Raw genomic sequence first — 18,089 nt, 5'->3', positions numbered from 1 at the left:
TCAGCCCAGCGGTACGAAGCGGACCACCGTCCCCGGTACGGCCTGCGCCGCCGCGGCCAGGTCGGGCTCCCGGACCACCGCCACCACCGGATAGCCGCCGGTCGTCGGGTGGTCGGCGAGGAAGATGACGGGCCGTCCGTCCGGCGGTACCTGCACCGCGCCCAGGACCATGCCTTCGCTGGGGAGTTCGGCGGTCACCGCCCGCTCCAGGGGCGGCCCCTCAGTGCGCAGGCCGATGCGGTTGCTCGCCGCGGACACCCGGTACGCGCGCGTGGCCAGGGTGTGGAGCGCCCCACGTGTGAACCAGTCGTGGCGTGGGCCGAGCCGTACCCGGAGGACGAGTTCGTCCGGCGGGCCCGGCCAGGGGGGAGCGTCGGCCGGCCCCCGTACGGCCGACTCCGCTCCCAGCGGCAGCACGGCCCCGTCCGCCAGCGGTGCCGGGCCGAGCCCGGACAGCAGGTCGGTGGAGCGGCTGCCGAGGGCGGGCTCGACGGCGATCCCGCCGCCGAACCCGACGTACGCGCGCAGGCCGCGTACGGCCGCGCCGATGTCGAGGAGCGCCCCGGCCTCGACCCGTACCGCCGTTCCCCAGGCGACCGGCCGCCCGTCGACGGAGACCGGGCACGGAGCGCCGCCCACGGCGACCGTGACGGCGCACCGGGGCCGTACCGCGCACCCGTTGACCGTCGTCTCCAGGACCGCCGCGTCCTCCGGATTGCCCACCAGACGGTTCACCAGGCGGGCCGCCCCCGGATCGAGCGCCCCGGAGCGGGGCACACCCAGATGCGCGTACCCGGACCGCCCCAGGTCCTGCACGGTGGTCAGCGCTCCGGCCCGTACGACGGCGAAGGCGCGATCGGTCACCGGCGCTCCACGCTCTCCACCACGAAGCGCACCCGCGCACCGGGCGTGAGCAGTGCGGCGGGCTCGCGGCCGGCGTCCCACAGCACCGCGTCCGTGGAGCCGATCAACTGCCAGCCGCCGGGGGAGGAGCGCGGATACACGCCCGTGTACGGCCCCGCGAGCGCGACCGAACCGGCCGGGACGGACGTGCGCGGAGTGGTCCTGCGCGGCACCTGGTACTGCTCGGCGAGCCCGGTCAGATAGCCGAAGCCCGGCGCGAACCCGCAGAACGCGACCCGGAACTCGGTGGCCGAGTGGATACGGACCGCCGTCTCCACGGACACGCCCCACAGCGCGGCGACCTCGGCCAGATCGGGACCGTCGTAGCGGACCGGCACCTCGATGGCCCGCTCCACGCGCGCGTGGAGCGGCGGAATCGTCCACTCCCGCAACTGACCCGCCAGCAGATCCGGCGCGTCCACCCCGTCGAGGAGTACCGTCCGCGCCGCCGGCACGATCTCCCGTACGGAGGGCAGCGCACCGCCCGCCCGCCGGCGCAGCAGCTCGGCGTGGAACGCCTCCGTCTCCGTACCGCTCCCCAGCTCGACGAGCAGCGCCCGCTCGCCCACCCGGTACACCCGCCGCGCCTTCATGCGAACGCCTCCACCCGGACTCCGGTCGCCTCCAGCTGGGCGCGCACCCGCCGGGCGAGGCCCACCGCGCCCGGGGTGTCCCCGTGCAGACAGAGCGAGCGCGCCCGCACGGCTACGGAACGGCCGCAGTGGGCGGTGACGACCCCGAACCGGGCCATGGACACCGACCGTTCGACGACCTCCGCCGGATCGGTGACCACGGCACCCTCCTGCCTCCGCGGCAGCAGGGAGCCGTCCGCCGTGTACGCCCGGTCGCCGAAGGCCTCGGCCACCACCGGAAGACCTGCCTTCTCGGCGGCCCGGTGGAGCCGCGAGCCGGGCAGCCCGAGCACGGGCAGCGCGTTCCCCGCGAGAAGCACCCCGTCGACGACGGCCGCCGCCTGCTCCTCGTCGCGGACCACCCGGTTGTACAGCGCGCCGTGCGGCTTGACGTACGAGACCCGCGACCCGGCCGCCCGCGCGAAGACGTCGAGCGCGCCGATCTGGTACGCGACCTCGGCCGCCAGCTCGTCAGCGGGGACGTCCATCGAGCGCCGCCCGAAACCGGCCAGGTCCCGGTAGGACACCTGGGCCCCGATGCGTACGCCTCTCGCCGCGGCCAGCTCGCAGACGCGGCGCATGGTGACCGCGTCCCCGGCATGGAAGCCGCAGGCCACGTTGGCGCTGGTGACGACGGAGAGGAGCTTTTCGTCGTCGGTGAGCGTCCAGCGGCCGAAGCCCTCTCCGAGGTCGGCGTTGAGGTCGATCGAGGCCCGGGTCATGGTCATCCTTCCTTCCCTGGTCGTGCGGTGGTGCGGGGGGCGCGTGTGCCGTCAGGGGTCGAGAACTGCGGTGGGCGTCATACCAGTTCCCTTCCGCGCGTCTCCGGCAGACCGAGCAGCGCCAGGACCGCGAGACCGTAGCCGACGGCGCCGAAGACCAGCGCGCCGCCGACGCCCCAGCTCTCGGCGAGGAAGCCCACCAGGGTCGGGAAGACCGCGCCCACGGCACGGCCCGTGTTGTACGTGAAGCCCTGCCCCGTGCCCCGTACCGCCGTGGGGTACAGCTCGGCGAGGAAGGAGCCGAACCCGCTGAAGATGGCCGACATGCAGAAGCCGAGCGGGAATCCGAGGACGAGGAGGAGCGTGTTCGCCCCGGAGGGGATGTTCGTGTACGCGAGGACGGACAGCGCCGAAAGGACGGCGAAGAGCGCGATGTTCTTCTTCCGGCCGAGCCGGTCCGTGAGATAGCCACCGGTCAGATAGCCGATGAAGGCCCCGGAGATCAGGAACGTCAGATAGCCGCCGGTGCCGACGACCGTCAGTCCGCGCTCGGTCTTCAGGAAGGTCGGCACCCAGGTGGCGAGGGTGTAGTAGCCGCCCTGGACACCGGTCGAGAGCAGCACCGCGAAGAGCGTGGTGCGCAGCAGGGACGGCTTGAAGATGGCGGTGAACGAACCGCGTTCGGCCGAGGTGCGCCGGATCTCGGCGGCCTGCGGGGCGTCCTCGACGTTCCGGCGGACGTAGACGACGAGCAGCGCGGGCAGGGAGCCCGTCCAGAACATGACCCGCCAGGCGATGTCGGCGTCGACGAACTGGAAGACCAGGGTGTACACGATCACCGCGAGCGCCCAGCCGGCCGCCCACGCGCTCTGGATGCCGCCGAGCGTACGGCCCCGGTGCCTGGCGGAGGCGTACTCGGCCACCAGGATCGCCCCGACCGCCCACTCGCCGCCGAAGCCGAGGCCCTGGAGTGCGCGGAAGACCATCAGGGTCTCGTAGTTGGGCGCGAAGCCGCACAGGACGGTGAAGAGCGCGTAGGTGATGACGGTGATCATCAGCGCCTTCACCCGGCCGATGCGGTCGGCCAGGATGCCGGCCAGCGCGCCGCCGATCGCCGAGACGACCAGGGTGACCGTGGTCAGCAGACCGGTCTGGCCCTTGTCCAGGCTGAAATAGGCGGCGATGGCCACCATCGAGAGCGGCAGCGTGAAGAAGTCGTAGGAATCCAGGGCGTATCCGCCGAACGCGCCGCCGAAGGCGCGCCGGCCGCGCGGCCCGAGGGCGCGCAGCCAGGCGAACGCGCCCATGTCGTCGGGCCGTTCGCCCTGGGTCTGCTGCTGGGTCTGTGTCGTACTCATCTGCACCTCGCAGAGGGGGAGGAGCGTGCCTGAGAGACGTACTGAAGGACCGTGCGGTGTCGCCAAGGTAGGGGATCGTTGAACGATCCGACAAGAGGTATGTCGTCACGTTCTTGTTTCCGGGAAGGACCTGCGATTGACTCGGCCGCGAACGACGAGAGGAACGAGGCACGGTGGGCGGAATCGGCGGTAGCGGTGAACTCGGCGAACTCGCCGACGACCGGGCGCTGCTCGGGCGGACCAGCACGGCGGAGCGGGTGGCCGACATCCTGCGCACCCGGATCGCCGAGGGCTTCTTCCCGCCCGGCACCCGGCTCTCCGAGGACAGCATCGGCGGCGCGCTCGGGGTGTCCCGCAACACGCTGCGCGAGGCGTTCCGTCTGCTCACCCATGAACGGCTGCTCGTCCACGAGCTCAACCGGGGCGTGTTCGTCCGGGTCCTGGCCGTCGAGGACGTCGCGGACATCTACCGCACCCGCGGCCTCGTCGAATGCGCCGTCGTCCGGGGCCTGGGCCGGCCGCCGTTCGCCCTGGACGGCCTCGTCGCCGCGGTCGAGGAGGGTGAGGCGGCGGCCCGGGCGAAGGACTGGAAGGGCGTCTCCACCGCCAACATCCACTTCCACCGTGAACTGGTCGCCCTGGCCGGCAGTGCGCGCACGGACGAGCTGATGCGGGGCGTCCTCGCCGAACTCCGCCTCGCCTTCCACGTCGTGGACGACCCCCGCGGACTGCACGAGCCTTATCTCGTACGAAACCGGGAGATTCTGGAAGCCCTGCTCGCCGGCGACCGCGCGACCGCGGAACGTCTCCTCGCCCGCTACCTCGACGACTCCCGCACCCGGATCGTCGAGGTGTACGCGAAGGCCGTCGACGAGCCGGAGACCCCGGACACGGACTAACACGTCCTCCTGACCGGCGGGGTCGCATCTGCGCCGTTTCGACCGTTGTCAGTTCGAGGACCTAATCTGTGCACCGTGACTTCGCCTGCCTCGACGGACTTCGTTCCGCCCCAGCTCAGCGCGGGGCCGCGGCCCGCGCAGGGTCCGGCCGCCGACGAAGGGCTCGCGCGGCGCCTCCGCGCGCTCGCATGCACCGCCCCGCTGCACGACCTGGACACGCGCAAGGCGATGCTGGCCGGTGAGTACTCGGTCTACGCGATGGCCGAGGTCGCCCTCGCCGCCATCGATCTCGTCACACTCAACATGGACTTCGACACGGGCGCCGACCACGAGCAGATCGTCTCGCGCCTGCTGCCCCGCGTCGCCGCCCAGGCCCCCGCCCGCCCCGCCGCCGAGCACGAGCGGGTCGCCCGCTGGGTCCTGGAGAACCTGATCAACGTCGGCAGCGTGGACCGCGGCTTCCGCGCCGTCTACGGCACGTTCGGCGCCGACGGGGTCTACACCCGCCGCGACTACGACTTCAAGCTGATCGAAGAGGTCCCCGGCTACGGCGGCGGGGTCTACCTCCGTACGACGGACGAAGCGGTCAACGTCCTCGTCGGCGCCCTCGACACCGACGTCACCAGCGCTCAGATCGCCGCCGAGGTCAAGCTGGAGGTCCTGATCAGCCGGGGCAGGCTCGCCGACGCGCAGCTCGCCGCCGAGCAGGCGCGGTACCGGACCGTGCAGTACGCCGAGACCCTCCGCAAGACCCTGGAGGCGACCCGGCGCAACGTACGCGCGGTGGACTGGCTGGAGGCTGTCCCGGACATGATCGCCGAGGCGCTCGACCACGTCGCTGACCGCTACCGTCACGAGAACGCGATCCTCACCAACATCCGCAAGGCCCGCGACGAGGCCGAAGACCCCGAGCACAAGCGCCGTGCCGCCGAGCTCGTGGACATCGTCAAGGACTGCATCCGCCGCCATACCCAGCTCCAGTCCCGCCTCCTGGAGGCGGGCCCGCTGTTCCGCGCGGAGCAGGACCGCCAGGCCTTCGCCGCGCCCACGTCGTACACCGGGATAGATCTGTACGGGCAGCTGGTGGCGCCGATCCTGCCGCTCCCCGTGGAGCAGGCGATCAAGGTCACGGACGCGTTCTTCGCCCGGGGCACGGGACTGCGCACCCCGGCGTCCGTGCGGGTCGGCGACCTGGTGGACATGCTCCTCACCCCGCCCGTCGAGCGCGAGCACCTCGGCGCGGAGATGCCCGAGCCGGACCTGATCGCCACGCCCGACGACAGCCGCTTCAGCGAGGAGCAGCTGGCGAGCGCGATGGAGCTGCTCGACCTGGAGCACGACGCCCCGCGCCGTCTCTCCGGCCTGCTCGCCGAGGCCCGCCTCCGGGACCCCGACCTCCCCTACCTGGTCGCCCTCCTCGCCGTCCACGCGGCAAGCCCCCCGGTCGGCACGGCGTACCGCCAGGGCGAGGAGCGCCTGCTCTTCGCGGTCGACGACGGCACCGCCCTCGACGACCCGGAGTTCGGCGGCGCCGACCTGATAGTCGGCACGGCGCTCCTGGACGCACGGGGCATGGCAGCGGCCCGCACGGAGGCCTCATGACCACGAACCACCCGCTGCCCCAGGACCCGGCCGCGAAGAGGACGTCCACCTCGAGCACGGCGGCGGCGCGCCCGGCCCCTGCCTCGGAGCAGGAACCTGCCCCGGACGCGGTACAGGCTGCGGATGCGGCACAAGCCTCGGGTCCGTCCCTGGCACCTGCCCCGGACGCAGCTCAGGCTGCGGATGCGGCGCCCGCCGCGGCCCAGGCCCCGGCCGAGCCGGCACCCGCCGCGGCCTCGGCCCGGGCTGCGCTGGCGCCTGTCGCGGACCTGGCCCCGGCCCCCGCCGCAGGCTCGGCCCCGGCTGCGCTGGCGCCCGGCGCGGACCCGGCGCCCGGCGCGGACCCGGCAGTCGCTGACGTGGCGTCGCGCCCTGGCATGGTGAGCCCTGCCATGGTGATGGGGGTCGTGCCGGCGTTCGCGCCGGTTCGGCGGAGTCCCGCTCCGTACGTGCGGGCCATGCGGCTGACCGGCCCGCGCGGGGCCGAGTCCGCACCGACCCCGCCCCGGCGGCCCGCGGTGAGGGTGATCCCCGTCCGCCTTCCGCTGCCCCGCCCCGAGCCCACCGCACCACCGACCACCCGTACCGAGGAGCCCCAGCCGTGAGCGAACACCACGCCGAGCACGCCGACGCGTGGAGCGAGCCGGAGCCCCCTCACACCCACGTCGTCACCCCCGCCGCGCCCCACGCCGTCACCCCCGCCGACGCGGCCGACGCCGCGCGGCTCGTGTCGTTCGGGCTCCAGCCCAAGCTGCTGCCCGCCCGCGACGCCGAGTACACCGAGCTGCTCCGGCGCTACCGCGAGGACCCCGCCTTCGCGCGCCTCGCCGACGCCGTCGCCACCGGCCTCGGACTCGTCGTCCTGGAGGTATCCCCGCGCGCGGGCATGGCCGTCACCGCCGGCGAGGACTCCGTCTTCGCCGTCCGCATGGGCGACTACGCCCGCCGCGCCTCCACCGACTCCGCCGACCGCTTCCTGCACGGCCTCGCCCACCTCGCCGTCGCCGCCATGGCCTTCCCCCGCCCCGAGGACCTCGCCGACGACGGCTACATCGGCCGCCTCACCGTGAACGGCGTCGACGCCTTCGTACGCCAGGCCTGCCGCCGCCTCGAAGAGCGCGCCGAGGAGCAGGGCGAGAACACCGACCCCGCCTCCGACGCCCCCGGCCTGGAGGCCGCCTGGCGGATCTACGCCCGCCGCAGCGCCACCGGTGCCACCAAGGACGCCCGCCGCCTCGCCGGCTCCACCACCGGCATCGTCGGCAAGGCCGTCGCCTTCCTCACCGACTCCGGCTTCCTCCAGCGCACCGGCGACGACGCGGGCGGCGCCTACCGCACCACCGCCCGCTACCAGCTCCAGGTCCGCGACATGGCAGGCAGCGCCGCCATGGCCGAGCTCCTCGACCTCGGCGTCGTACCCGTCAGCGACGGCTCCGCGACCCTCCTGCCGCCGCCCGAGGGCGACGACCTGGAGCTCGCCGCCGACGCCGGCCTGCCCTTCCACGCGTAACAACCTCCCGAAAACGACGAGAGTCCGCCGCCATGTACGAGCTGTCCCGGGTCCGCCTCTACTCCATCGGTCCCGCCGGTGCGCGCTACGCCGACACCGTCCTGGACCTGCGCGGAGTCGGCGCGCCCGTGCCCCACCCCGCCCCCACCCAGGCGGAGTTCTTCGAGGAGGAGCCGGTCGGCCCGCCGCGCCGCCCCGCCCCCGCGGGCGTGCTCTTCCTGGAGAACGGCGGCGGCAAGTCCGTCCTCCTCAAGCTGATCTTCTCGGTCATGCTCCCCGGCCACCGCAACACGCTCGGCGGCGCCAGCTCCGGGGTGCTCCGCAAGTTCCTGCTCGCCGACGACTGCGGCCACGTCGCCCTAGAGTGGCAGCACACCCTCACCAGTGAACTCGTCGTCGTCGGCAAGGCGAGCGAGTGGCGCGGACGCCAGGTGTCCAACGACCCGCGGAAGTTCGCCGAGGCGTGGTACTCCTTCCGCCCCGGCCCGGGCCTGAGCCTGGACAACCTGCCCGTCGCGGAGGCCACGTCCGTACGCCCTCCCGTCGAGGGGGCGTCCGGCGCGCAGGGCCGCCGCCGAACCATGAAGGGCTTCCGCGACGCGATCACGGAGGCGGGCAAGGCGTACCCGCACCTGGAGGTCTACTGGGAGGAGATCCACGACCGCTGGAACGAGCACCTCGGCGACCTGGGGCTCGACCCCGAACTCTTCCGCTACCAGCGGGAGATGAACGCCGACGAGGGCGAGGCGGCCGGCCTCTTCGCGGTGAAGAAGGACTCCGACTTCACCGACCTGCTCCTGCGGGCCGTCACGGACACCCGTGACACCGACGGACTCGCCGACCTGGTCAGCGGCTTCGGCAACAAGCTCGGCCGGCGCGCCGAACTCACCGCCGAACGCGACTTCACCGCGGGCTCCGTCGACCTCCTCGGCCGCATCGTCGAGGCCGCCGGCACCCGGGCACACGCGCGTGACGTCCACGCCGGGGCCGAGCGCCGCACCCGTACGCTCGCCCGCCGCCTCTCCGCACGCGCCACCGAGGAACGCGCCCGTACCGCCGAACTCGCCCAGCAGGTCACCTCCGCCGCGCACGCCGTCTCCGAGGCCGAGGCCGCTCGCGGCCGCAGCTCGCTCATCGCGGCCGAACTCGCCTACCGGCACGCCTCCCTGGCTCTGACCGTGGCCGAGAAGGGCGCCGCCTCCCAGCGGCGCGAACTCACCGACGCGCGTACGCTGCACGCCGCCTGGCAGGCCGCCGAGGCCGTGCTCCGCCACCGGGCCGCGGGCGACCGCTCCGCGCGCGTGGCCGCCGCGATCCGCGAGGCCGAGCGGGACGCGGCCCCCGCGCTCGCCGCGCGCGCCGAGGCCGCCGCCGATCTCGTACGGGCCCTGCACGCCGCCGCCGAGGACGGCGAACGCCACGCCGCCGAGGAGGAGGAGCGCTCCGCGGCCCTCCAGGAGGCCGGCGAGACCGCCCACCGCGACGCCACCGTCGCCGCGACCGAGGCCCAGCGCGCCCGCAGCGAGGCCGGGCACCTGCGCCAGCGCCTCGCCGAGGTCGAGCAGGAGACCGCGGAGGCGGTACGGGCGGGCTGGCTCGACGACGCGGCCCCCGACGCCGACCCGGCCCGCGCGGCCCTCGCCGCGAGCGACGCCGAGAAGACCACGGTCGCCGCCTGGGACGTGGCCCGCGACGCCGCCCGCGCGGCGGCCGACCGCGCCCGCGAGGCAGCGGCCGCCGAGTCCCGCGCCGAACTCGCCGCGGCCCGCGCCACGGACGCGGCCGAGGCCGCCGAGAACGCCTACGACGCGGAACGCCGAGCGGCCGAGACCCTCGCCACCGACAACCGCCTCACCGAACTCCTCAGCCTGCCGCCCCAGCCGCCCACCCCCCTCCCGGGCCAGCGCGCGGGGGAGCCCACGGGCGTGACCGGCCTGAACCCCGCCAATGCCGGAACCCCCGGCACACCGGCCTCCGGCCGGTCGGGGTCCCGTAGCGAGGCCGCACACCACGCCAACGCCGAAGCCGATGCCCGAGACGCCTCCGGCACGGGTACCGGCGCCGGCGCTGGTACGGGCACCGCCGCCGCCACGGGCAACGATGCCGCCACCGGCACTGACGCGGGCACCAGCACCGCCGGCGCCGCCCACGGCCCCGGCGCCGCCCACGCCCCCGGCGCCGCCTTCGGGCTCGTCGTGCCGGACGGCTCCGCCGGCGGACGTCCGGCGCCCGGCGCTCGGGGCCCTCATGACGTCGCCTCCGGTCCCGAAGGGACCCACGGTCCGCTCAGCGTCACCGAGTTCGACCGGTACGCCGACGAACTGCGGCGGCTGCTCGACCAGTCCATCGCCTCCGCCGAGCGGCAGCTCTTCGACCTGCGCACCGCCGCCGCCGACGACTCCCGCATCCTCGGCGCCCTCGGCGACGGCGGACTGCTGCCGCCCGGCCCGGACGTGCTCGCCACCGTCGAGTACCTCGGCGAGCAGGGCATCCCCGCCCTCCCCGGCTGGCGCTACCTCGCCCAGGCCGTCGACCCCGCCGACCACGCCGCCGTCCTCGCCGCCCGCCCCGAGCTGGTCGACGGTGTCGTGATCACCGACCCCGTCTCGTACGCCCGTGCCCGCGAGGTGCTGAGCACGGCCGCCCTGCTCCCGCGCTCCACCGTCGCCGTCGGCACCGCCGCCGCTCTGCTGGCGCCCGTACCGAGCCCCGAGTCCGGCGATGACGCGGGTGTCTTCCTCGTACCGCCGAACCCCGCCATGCACGACGAGCACGCCGCCGACGAGGAGCGGCACGCCCTGCGCGCCCGCGCCGCCGCGCGCGACGAGGAGATCCGTACGCTCGCCGCCCGGCTCACCGGCGACCGCTCGCTCGCCGCCCGGATCGGCTCCTGGCGCGCCGACTGCCCGCCCGGCATGCTCGCCGAACTGGCCGCCGCGGCCGCCGCCGCCCGCGAGACCGCGGAGGCGGCCGCCGCCACGCTCGCCGAGGCCCGTACGGTACGGGCGGAGGCCGACGAGGCCGCCGCCGACGCCGCCCGCGTACGGGACGAGCGCCAGGAGGCCGCCCAGCGGGCCCGCCGCGTCGCCGACGCCCTCGCGGGCCTCGCGTTCCGGCTGCGCGAGCGCTCCGCCTGGCAGGCCAAGCTCCGCGAACTGGCCGACGACGCCGCCGAATCCGAGGCCCGCGCCCAGACCTGCCTGGAGCGCGCCCGGGCCGCCGACGAGGACCGCCGAGCCGCCCAGCGGGCCGCCGACGACGCCCACCGCACCGCCCGCGCCCTGCGTGCCGAGCGCGCCGAGATCGCCGGCGCCCCCGACCAGCTCCCCGAGGTGGACCCGGACGCCCCGCGCGCTGCTCTCCCCACCCTGCGCGAGGCGTACCGCGCCGCTTCCCAGCTGTACGAGAAGGTCGGCGTCGGAGCCGATCTCCGTGCCGAGCAGGCCCGCGCCGAGAGCGACGAGTCCGCCGCGCTCGCCGAGCTCGACCGCCTCACCAACAAGGTCCGCACCCGCGCCGAGCAGCTCCTGGAGTCCACCGACGGCGCCGACGGCCCGTCCCGTCAGGCCGCCGCCGCCCGCGCCGAGTCCCTCGTGCAGATGCTGGAGACCCGCGCGTCCGAGGCGAGCGAGAAGCTCGGCCGACTCCGCGGCGAGGCGGAGCGACTGGCCCCCGAGGACGGCGAGTCACACACCGAGCTCCCCGAGGAGCTGGTCCCCGCCGACGCCGAGCAGGCCCAGGCCCTGCTCCGTACCGCCACCGCCGAACTCGCCGCCCGCAGCGACGCCCTGGAAGCCGCGCGCACCGCGCACGCGAGCCTCCTGCGCGCCCACCGTGCCGCCGAGGACGCCGCGGGCGGCTTCGACGAGACGGCGGCGCTCCTCCGTGACCTCCTCCGCGACCACGCGGAGGACGAGGAGGACGGACCCGAGCCGTATCCCGGCACGCTGGAGGAGGCCCGGCAGACCGCCTCCGATGCCCGCCGCTCGCTGCGCGCCTGCGCCGCCGAGCTCTCCGCGGCCGACGCGGCCGTCCGCGAGGCGAGCGACATCCTCGTCCGGCACGCCAACTCGACCCGCTACGAACAGGTCCGCACCCCCGCCCGCCAGCAGATCCGCGAACTGCCCGCCGCCGCGCTGCCCGAGCACGCCGCGAAGTGGGCCGAGGCCTTCGCGCCCCGGCTCCGCGTCCTCACCGACGAGCTGGAGCAACTGGAGCGCAACCGCGACTCCATCGTCGACCGGCTGCGCGGCCTGGTGGAGTCCGCGCTGACCACGCTCCGCTCCGCGCAGCGCCTGTCCCGGCTGCCCGAGGGGCTCGGCGAGTGGTCGGGCCAGGAGTTCCTGCGCATCCGCTTCGAGGAGCCGGACCAGGCCACCCTCACGGAGCGGCTCGGCGAGGTCATCGACGAGGCGACCCGCGCCGCCGTCAAGAAGAACTCCGACATGCGCCGCGACGGCATGTCCCTGCTCCTGCGGGGCGTTCAGGCGGCGCTGGAGCCGCGTGGCATCGCGGTCGAGATTCTCAAGCCGGACGCCGTGCTGCGGGCCGAGCGCGTACCGGTCGGACAGATGGGCGACGTCTTCTCCGGCGGCCAGCTCCTCACCGCCGCCATCGCGCTCTACTGCACGATGGCCGCACTGCGCTCCAACGACCGGGGCCGCGACAAGCACCGCCACGCGGGCACGCTGTTCCTGGACAACCCGATCGGCCGCGCCAACGCCACGTACCTGCTCGAGCTCCAGCGAGCCGTCTCGGACGCCCTCGGCGTCCAGCTGCTCTACACCACCGGCCTGTTCGACACGACCGCGCTGGCGGAGTTCCCGCTGGTCATCCGGCTGCGCAACGACGCGGACCTGCGGGCGGGTCTGAAGTACATCAGCGTGGAGGAGCACTTGCGCCCGGGCCTTCCGCAACCGACGGCCGAGGACGAGGGCGTCCACGGCGAGATCACCGCGACGCGGATGTTCCGCCGCTCGCAGGCGGAGGAGCCCGGGAAGCAGTGAGTACGGTGAACGGCCCGGCCCCGCAAGGGGACCGGGCCGTTCTCAACTCCCGTACCTCAGGCCGCGTCACGTGGCACGTACCTCAGGCCACTTCAACCGCCCCGTACTCAGGCGGCGTCACCCGCCCCGTACCTCAGGCCGCCTCGGACAGCGCGGGCGTGTCACCGCGTCGTATCGCCGCGGCCCCGTGCCCCGGATCGCCCTCCGCCACCCGCGCGGTCTTCTGCGCCCGCCGCCGCTCGCGCCGCGACAGACGCACCGCGCTGCTCGGCTCGGACACCACACCGTTCCGCTGCCGCCACACCTGACGCGTCACCCACACATCGAGCACGCTCCAGGTTGCCACGACCGTGCTGCCCACCGTGGTCAGCAGCATCGGAAACGCCAGCCACGAACTCGTGACCGCACAGAGGAAGGCCACCATCGCCTGTATCAGTGTCATCGACGTGATCATCACGGCCCGTACGGCGGCGGTACGCACCGGGTCCGGCAACCGGCGCCGGCCCTTCCCGTCCTCCACCCACAACTGCCGTGCGGACCGCGCCTCGTGCTCCATCGTGTCTCACTCCCCACCGCTGACCCGTCCTCAGGGGTGGCTGCCCGTCTTGAGCGGCTTTACGCGGACACACCCCTCCCCGTACACAATGACGCTCGGCAGAGGGAAAAGGTTTCCCCGCCTTCGTACCGGAACGAACACTTCCAGCCATCCCCTCTACAGGTGATCGCAACCTCTGGCCAGGTGTCCTGCGCCACAGTGTCGAATCCCAACTCCCCGAATACCGGGACATCTCATGATCAACGCTCACTCGAGAGGCTGAAAATCGCCCGGATGTGCCTTCGAGTTGGCTGTGATGCAGTAGTAGGCTCGCGCCGCCGATTGTTGAAGCTGATGGTTGACGCCATGTGTTGACGCTGTGTGTTGACGCCACGCGTCGCACAGGAGGACCTCCGCGCCGGGCGGAGGCCGGCCGAACTGGGGGAGGCCATGCGCTTTCGCGGGAAGTCCATCCGCCGGAAGATCGTGGCGTTGCTGCTCGTACCGCTCGTCTCCCTCACCGGGCTCTGGGGCTTCGCGACAGTGCTCACGGGCCGCGAGGCCGACCAGCTCCTCGACGTCGGCTACATCGTCGAGAAGGTCGGCTACCCGATCGAGGACACCGCGCGCGTCATCCAGAAGGAACGCCGCCAGTCGCTGATCTACCTCGCCGACCCGCGCGCCTCGGACGCCCTCACCACCCTCCGTACCCAGCGCGAGGCCACTGACCGTCAGATCGCCCTCATCCGGCGGAACGCCGCCGAGTCCGGCGTACGGGAGGAGATGCGGCCGGTCGCCTCGCAGCGGCTCGACTCGCTGCTCACGGCGCTGGAGGGCCTGGACGCGCTCCGCCGCTCCGTCGAGAACCGCAGCATCGGCCGGATCCAGGCCCTCGACTTCTACAACCGCCTGGTCGACCCCTGCTACACCTTCCTCACCACCCTCCACGCGCTGGAGAACGTGGAGATGGACAAACAGGGCCGGGCCCTCGTCGGGGTCACCCTCGGCCGCGAGATGCTCGCCCGCGAGGACGCCCTGGTCCTCTCCGCGCTCATCGCCGAGCGCATCACGGCCGAGGAGATCCGGACGGTCACCGATCTCATCGCCCAGCGCGACCTGTTCTACGACATGAACCTCGAAGTCCTGCCCACCGCCGATCGCGAGAGGTTCGAGAGGTACTGGGGCAGCCCCGACACCCAGCCGCTGCGCCGCGCCGAGGAGGACCTGATCGCCGCCGGTCCCACCCAGGACCCGCGCATCGTCACCGCGGCGCGGTGGGAGCAATGGGCCACCCCGGTCCTCGACGACCTGGCGCTGGAGAACACCGCCGCGGGCGACCGCTACCAGGACCGCGTCCAGCCCGCCGCCTACAGCGTGCTGCTGAAGGCGGGAATCGCCGGCGTCCTCGGCTTCCTCGCCCTCCTCGTCTCCGTCGTCGTCTCCGTCCGCGTCGGCCGCGACCTCATCCGGGACCTGCGCCGGCTCCGCAAGGAGGCCCAGGAGGTCTCCGGCGTACGCCTGCCCAGCGTGATGCGCCGCCTGGCCGCCGGAGAGCTCGTCGACGTCGAGACCGAGGTGCCGCATCTGCGGTACGAGGACGACGAGGTCGGTCAGGTCGGGCAGGCCCTCAACACCCTCCAGCGGGCCGCTGTGGAGGCCGCCGTCAAGCAGTCCGAGCTCCGTCGCGGAGTCTCCGAGGTCTTCGTCAACCTGGCCCGCCGCAACCAGGTCCTGCTGCACCGCCAGCTGACCCTGCTCGACACGATGGAACGGCGCACGGAGGACACCGAGGAACTCGCCGACCTGTTCCGGCTCGACCACATGACCACCCGCATGCGCCGCCACGCCGAGGGCCTGGTGATCCTCTCCGGCGCCGCGCCCTCCCGGCAGTGGCGCAAGCCGGTGCAGCTCATGGACGTGGTGCGCGCGGCGGTCGCCGAGGTCGAGGACTACGAGCGGATCGAGGTACGCCGACTGCCCCGGCTCGGCGTCGGCGGCCCCGCCGTCGCCGACCTCACCCACCTCATCGCCGAACTCCTCGAGAACGCCACCGTGTTCTCGCCCCCGCACACCGCCGTACAGGTACTCGGAGAGCGGGTCGCGAACGGCTTCACCCTGGAGATCCACGACCGGGGCCTCGGCATGAACCCCGACCTGCTGCTCGACGCCAATCTCCGCCTCGCCGAGACCCCCGAGTTCGAGCTCTCCGACACCGACCGGCTCGGCCTCTTCGTGGTCAGCCGGCTCGCCCAGCGCCAGAACGTCCGGGTCTCGCTGCAGCCCTCGCCGTACGGAGGGACCACCGCGGTCGTCTTCATCCCGGCCGCCCTGCTCACCGACGCCCCCGAGACCGAGGGTGCCGGCTTCCGCCTGGACCGTACGGCCCTGGACCGCGGGCCCCAGGGCCGGCAGAGCGGCACGGCCGACCAGCCGGGGCGCCCCGCGCTCACCAAGGTGCCCGCCCCCGGCCCCCGGCGCGCTGCGGCCTCCCTCCTCGACGGGAGGCTCGACGACTCGCTCGACGGCGTGCTCGACGGCGTTCGCGACGTCCCCCTCGACGGACCCGTCGAGCTCGAAGCACCTCTCGGCACCGCGGGCCTCGACGTCCTGCTCGACCCGTCCGCCGCGGACCTGGAGGACACCGAGAGCGAGCGCGGCGGCCTCTTCCGCCCCCGTGGCCACCGCCGCGGCCTCGCCCCCGCCCGGGACGGCGATCAGCACCAGCAGGCCCCGGACCAGTCGCCGGACCGGGCCCACGGCCGTGGCCCCGTTCCGCTGCCCCGGCGCCGCCGCCCGCCCACCCTCGTCGTGGACCACGGCCGCCGGATCGACGAGCCGGGCCGGGCCCACCCGGTCTCCGCCCCGGACGCCGAAGCACCGAGGACGGCTGGACCGGGCACCCCGGCATCGGGCACCCCGACATCGGACAACCCGACATCGGACAACCCGGTAGCCCGCACCGGGACACCCAGCACCCCGGCACCCGGCACCGGGACACCGGGCATGCCGCCCACGCTCGTTCCCGTACCGCCCGACGGCCCTGTGCCGTTCGGCGGGCTGCCCCGCCGGGTCCGCCAGGCGAGCCTCGCGCCCCAGCTGCGCGAGACGGGCGAACGCACCGACTCCGCGGCGTCCACCGGCTCGACCGAACCGGCCGTCACGGACTTCGAGCGCGACGCCGAGGAAGTGCGCAACCGCATGGCATCGATGCAGCGCGGCTGGCAGCGCGGACGTCGGCAGAACGCCGAGACGACAGCACCAGGAACGACACCCGAGGGGGACGGTCGATGACCGCACCGAACGCCGCAGCAACCCACACCTCCGGAAACGGAAGCGGAAACGGAAACGGCGAGCTGAACTGGCTCCTCGACGAGCTGGTCCAGCGGGTCGCATCCATCCGCAAGGCACTGGTGCTCTCCAGCGACGGACTCGCGACCGGCGCCTCCGCGGACCTGACCCGGGAGGACGGCGAGCACCTGGCCGCCGTCGCCTCCGGCTTCCACAGCCTCGCCAAGGGCGTCGGCCGCCACTTCGAGGCGGGCAAGGTCCGCCAGACCGTCGTGGAACTGGAGGACGCGTTCCTCTTCATCACGGCGGCGGGCGACGGCAGCTGCCTCGCCGTGCTCGCGGACGCCGACTCGGACGTCGGCCAGGTCGCCTACGAGATGACGCTGATGGTCAAGCGGGTCGGCATCCACCTGGGGACGGCGCCTCGCTCCGGGCTGTCCACCGGAGGGTGAGTGGGGGGACTCATGACTGACGGCACGACTGAGGGCATCGCCCGGCCCAGGACCGACGGCGCCCCTGACACGGAGTCGTGGGACCAGGGGCCGCAACCGGCCCACCACTGGTTCGACGACGAGGCCGGTCCTGTGGTCCGTCCGTACGCGATGACCCGCGGCCGGACCAGCGCTGCCACCCGCCACCGCCTCGACCTGATCGCCGTGGTGGTGCCCGAACCGGCCGCCGACGACCCGGGCCGCGACCAGACGCTCTCCCCCGAACACGTGGAGATCGTCGAGCGCTGCTCGGACACGCCCCAGTCGATCGCCGAACTCGCCGCAGGGCTCGACCTCCCCGTCGGGGTCGTCCGGGTCCTCATCGGCGATCTCGTCGAGGACGAACTCGTCCATGTGACCCGTCCCGTTCCGCCGGCCGAGCTGCCGGACGTGAGCATTCTCCGCGAGGTGATCAATGGCCTTCGGGCGCTCTAGCCACAAGAAGCCGCTTGTCGAGCCGGTGACCCTGAAGATCCTGGTCGCGGGCGGTTTCGGGGTGGGTAAGACGACGCTGGTCGGCGCCGTCAGCGAGATCAGACCCCTGCGCACCGAGGAGATCCTCAGCGAGGCCGGCCGGCCCGTCGACGATCTGCACGGGGTGGAGAACAAGTCGACGACCACGGTCGCCATGGACTTCGGGCGGATCACGCTCCGCGAGGACCTCGTCCTGTACCTGTTCGGCACGCCCGGCCAGGACCGCTTCTGGTTCCTCTGGGACGAGCTGGCCCAGGGCGCGCTCGGGGCGGTCGTCCTGGCGGACACCCGCCGTCTGGAGGACAGCTTCGCGGCGATCGACTACTTCGAACGGCGAGGCATCCCGTTCACCGTGGCGGTCAACTGCTTCGAGGGCGCCCGGCGGTTCCCCGCGGAGACGGTACGCGGGGCCCTCGACCTCGACCCCGAGGTCGAGCTGCTGATGTGCGACGCGCGCGACCGGGAGTCCGTGAAGAACGTCCTCGTGGCCGTCGTCCAGCACGCCCTCGTCCTCGCAGGCGAGGGCGCGCCCGTGACCACCTGACGCGCGGAAACAGCGGTGGGGGGGGGGGGGGGGGGGGGGGGGGGGGCGCACCCCCCCCCCCCCCCCCCCCACCCCCCCCCCCCCCCCCTCCTCCCCCCCCCCCCCCCCCCCCACCCCCCCCCCCC

Annotated in this window: 13 protein-coding genes; 8 read left to right on the top strand and 5 right to left on the bottom strand. The window is 73.9% G+C overall.

Going from position 1 to position 18,089, the window contains the following annotated elements; all coding sequences use genetic code 11:
* The 4 genes from ACZ4VI_RS09290 to ACZ4VI_RS09275 form a co-directional block, all read right to left on the bottom strand.
* On the bottom strand, window positions 1-864 hold the full coding sequence (locus tag ACZ4VI_RS09290) for a 5-oxoprolinase subunit C family protein (protein ID WP_467998139.1): 864 nt from the start codon (window positions 862-864) through the stop codon (window positions 1-3).
* On the bottom strand, window positions 861-1,496 hold the full coding sequence (gene pxpB / locus ACZ4VI_RS09285; RefSeq protein ID WP_467998137.1) for a 5-oxoprolinase subunit PxpB: 636 nt from the start codon (window positions 1,494-1,496) through the stop codon (window positions 861-863). Before pxpB ends, ACZ4VI_RS09290 begins: the two co-directional genes overlap by 4 nt.
* Window positions 1,493-2,257, bottom strand: coding sequence for a LamB/YcsF family protein (locus ACZ4VI_RS09280; RefSeq protein ID WP_467998813.1), 765 nt, complete (start codon window positions 2,255-2,257; stop codon window positions 1,493-1,495). The genes pxpB and ACZ4VI_RS09280 overlap by 4 nt, the downstream gene beginning before the upstream one ends.
* Window positions 2,258-2,334: 77 nt before the next feature.
* Window positions 2,335-3,615 (bottom strand): MFS transporter, encoded by a 1,281-nt coding sequence (locus ACZ4VI_RS09275; protein WP_467998135.1) that lies wholly within the window; start codon window positions 3,613-3,615, stop codon window positions 2,335-2,337.
* A 173-nt stretch (window positions 3,616-3,788) separates the two neighbouring features.
* On the opposite strand from ACZ4VI_RS09275, the gene ACZ4VI_RS09270 reads away from it, so the two are divergent.
* The 4 genes from ACZ4VI_RS09270 (at window position 3,789) to ACZ4VI_RS09255 (ending at window position 12,632) form a co-directional block, all read left to right on the top strand.
* Complete coding sequence (locus tag ACZ4VI_RS09270; protein ID WP_467998133.1) at window positions 3,789-4,514, top strand: GntR family transcriptional regulator; 726 nt, start codon at window positions 3,789-3,791, stop codon at window positions 4,512-4,514.
* Window positions 4,515-4,589: 75 nt separating this feature from the next.
* Window positions 4,590-6,116 (top strand): hypothetical protein, encoded by a 1,527-nt coding sequence (locus ACZ4VI_RS09265; RefSeq protein WP_467998131.1) that lies wholly within the window; start codon window positions 4,590-4,592, stop codon window positions 6,114-6,116.
* 601 nt (window positions 6,117-6,717) lie between these two features.
* Complete coding sequence (locus tag ACZ4VI_RS09260) at window positions 6,718-7,626, top strand: hypothetical protein (RefSeq protein ID WP_467998130.1); 909 nt, start codon at window positions 6,718-6,720, stop codon at window positions 7,624-7,626.
* A gap of 32 nt (window positions 7,627-7,658) precedes the next feature.
* On the top strand, window positions 7,659-12,632 hold the full coding sequence (locus tag ACZ4VI_RS09255) for a coiled-coil domain-containing protein (RefSeq protein WP_467998129.1): 4,974 nt from the start codon (window positions 7,659-7,661) through the stop codon (window positions 12,630-12,632).
* Window positions 12,633-12,765: 133 nt separating this feature from the next.
* Here the strand turns inward: ACZ4VI_RS09255 and ACZ4VI_RS09250 are convergent, their stop codons facing one another.
* Entirely contained in the window at window positions 12,766-13,188 is a 423-nt protein-coding gene (locus tag ACZ4VI_RS09250) for a hypothetical protein (protein WP_467998127.1), read from the bottom strand.
* 429 nt (window positions 13,189-13,617) lie between these two features.
* Here ACZ4VI_RS09250 and ACZ4VI_RS09245 point away from each other — a divergent pair, with 429 nt between their 5' ends.
* Genes ACZ4VI_RS09245 through ACZ4VI_RS09230 form a run of 4 tightly spaced genes read left to right on the top strand, consistent with a single transcriptional unit; the run spans window position 13,618 to window position 17,964 of the window.
* Window positions 13,618-16,458: a nitrate- and nitrite sensing domain-containing protein gene (locus ACZ4VI_RS09245; RefSeq protein ID WP_467998125.1), complete on the top strand. Its 2,841-nt coding sequence runs from the start codon at window positions 13,618-13,620 to the stop codon at window positions 16,456-16,458.
* Window positions 16,455-16,907 (top strand): roadblock/LC7 domain-containing protein, encoded by a 453-nt coding sequence (locus tag ACZ4VI_RS09240; protein WP_467998123.1) that lies wholly within the window; start codon window positions 16,455-16,457, stop codon window positions 16,905-16,907. Before ACZ4VI_RS09245 ends, ACZ4VI_RS09240 begins: the two co-directional genes overlap by 4 nt.
* A gap of 12 nt (window positions 16,908-16,919) precedes the next feature.
* Window positions 16,920-17,381 (top strand): DUF742 domain-containing protein, encoded by a 462-nt coding sequence (locus ACZ4VI_RS09235; protein ID WP_467998121.1) that lies wholly within the window; start codon window positions 16,920-16,922, stop codon window positions 17,379-17,381.
* The gene (locus ACZ4VI_RS09230) at window positions 17,362-17,964 is read left to right on the top strand and encodes a GTP-binding protein (RefSeq protein ID WP_467998119.1); all 603 of its coding nucleotides are present in this window, start codon (window positions 17,362-17,364) and stop codon (window positions 17,962-17,964) included. Before ACZ4VI_RS09235 ends, ACZ4VI_RS09230 begins: the two co-directional genes overlap by 20 nt.
* The last annotated feature ends 125 nt before the right edge of the window (window positions 17,965-18,089 follow it).

This window comes from Streptomyces sp. NPDC029169, from assembly GCF_055563935.1.
This window is presented reverse-complemented; position numbering and strand designations above follow the sequence as displayed.

What these genes read in the sequence shown, in the direction of transcription:
- pxpB (WP_467998137.1), bottom strand. Translation starts at nt 1,496, where the DNA reads ATGAAGGCGCGGCGGGTGTACCGGGTGGGCGAGCGGGCGCTGCTCGTC.
- ACZ4VI_RS09280 (WP_467998813.1), bottom strand. Translation starts at nt 2,257, where the DNA reads ATGACCCGGGCCTCGATCGACCTCAACGCCGACCTCGGAGAGGGCTTC.
- ACZ4VI_RS09275 (WP_467998135.1), bottom strand. Translation starts at nt 3,615, where the DNA reads ATGAGTACGACACAGACCCAGCAGCAGACCCAGGGCGAACGGCCCGAC.
- ACZ4VI_RS09255 (WP_467998129.1), top strand. Translation starts at nt 7,659, where the DNA reads ATGTACGAGCTGTCCCGGGTCCGCCTCTACTCCATCGGTCCCGCCGGT.
- ACZ4VI_RS09250 (WP_467998127.1), bottom strand. Translation starts at nt 13,188, where the DNA reads ATGGAGCACGAGGCGCGGTCCGCACGGCAGTTGTGGGTGGAGGACGGG.
- ACZ4VI_RS09245 (WP_467998125.1), top strand. Translation starts at nt 13,618, where the DNA reads ATGCGCTTTCGCGGGAAGTCCATCCGCCGGAAGATCGTGGCGTTGCTG.
- ACZ4VI_RS09240 (WP_467998123.1), top strand. Translation starts at nt 16,455, where the DNA reads ATGACCGCACCGAACGCCGCAGCAACCCACACCTCCGGAAACGGAAGC.
- ACZ4VI_RS09235 (WP_467998121.1), top strand. Translation starts at nt 16,920, where the DNA reads ATGACTGACGGCACGACTGAGGGCATCGCCCGGCCCAGGACCGACGGC.
- ACZ4VI_RS09230 (WP_467998119.1), top strand. Translation starts at nt 17,362, where the DNA reads ATGGCCTTCGGGCGCTCTAGCCACAAGAAGCCGCTTGTCGAGCCGGTG.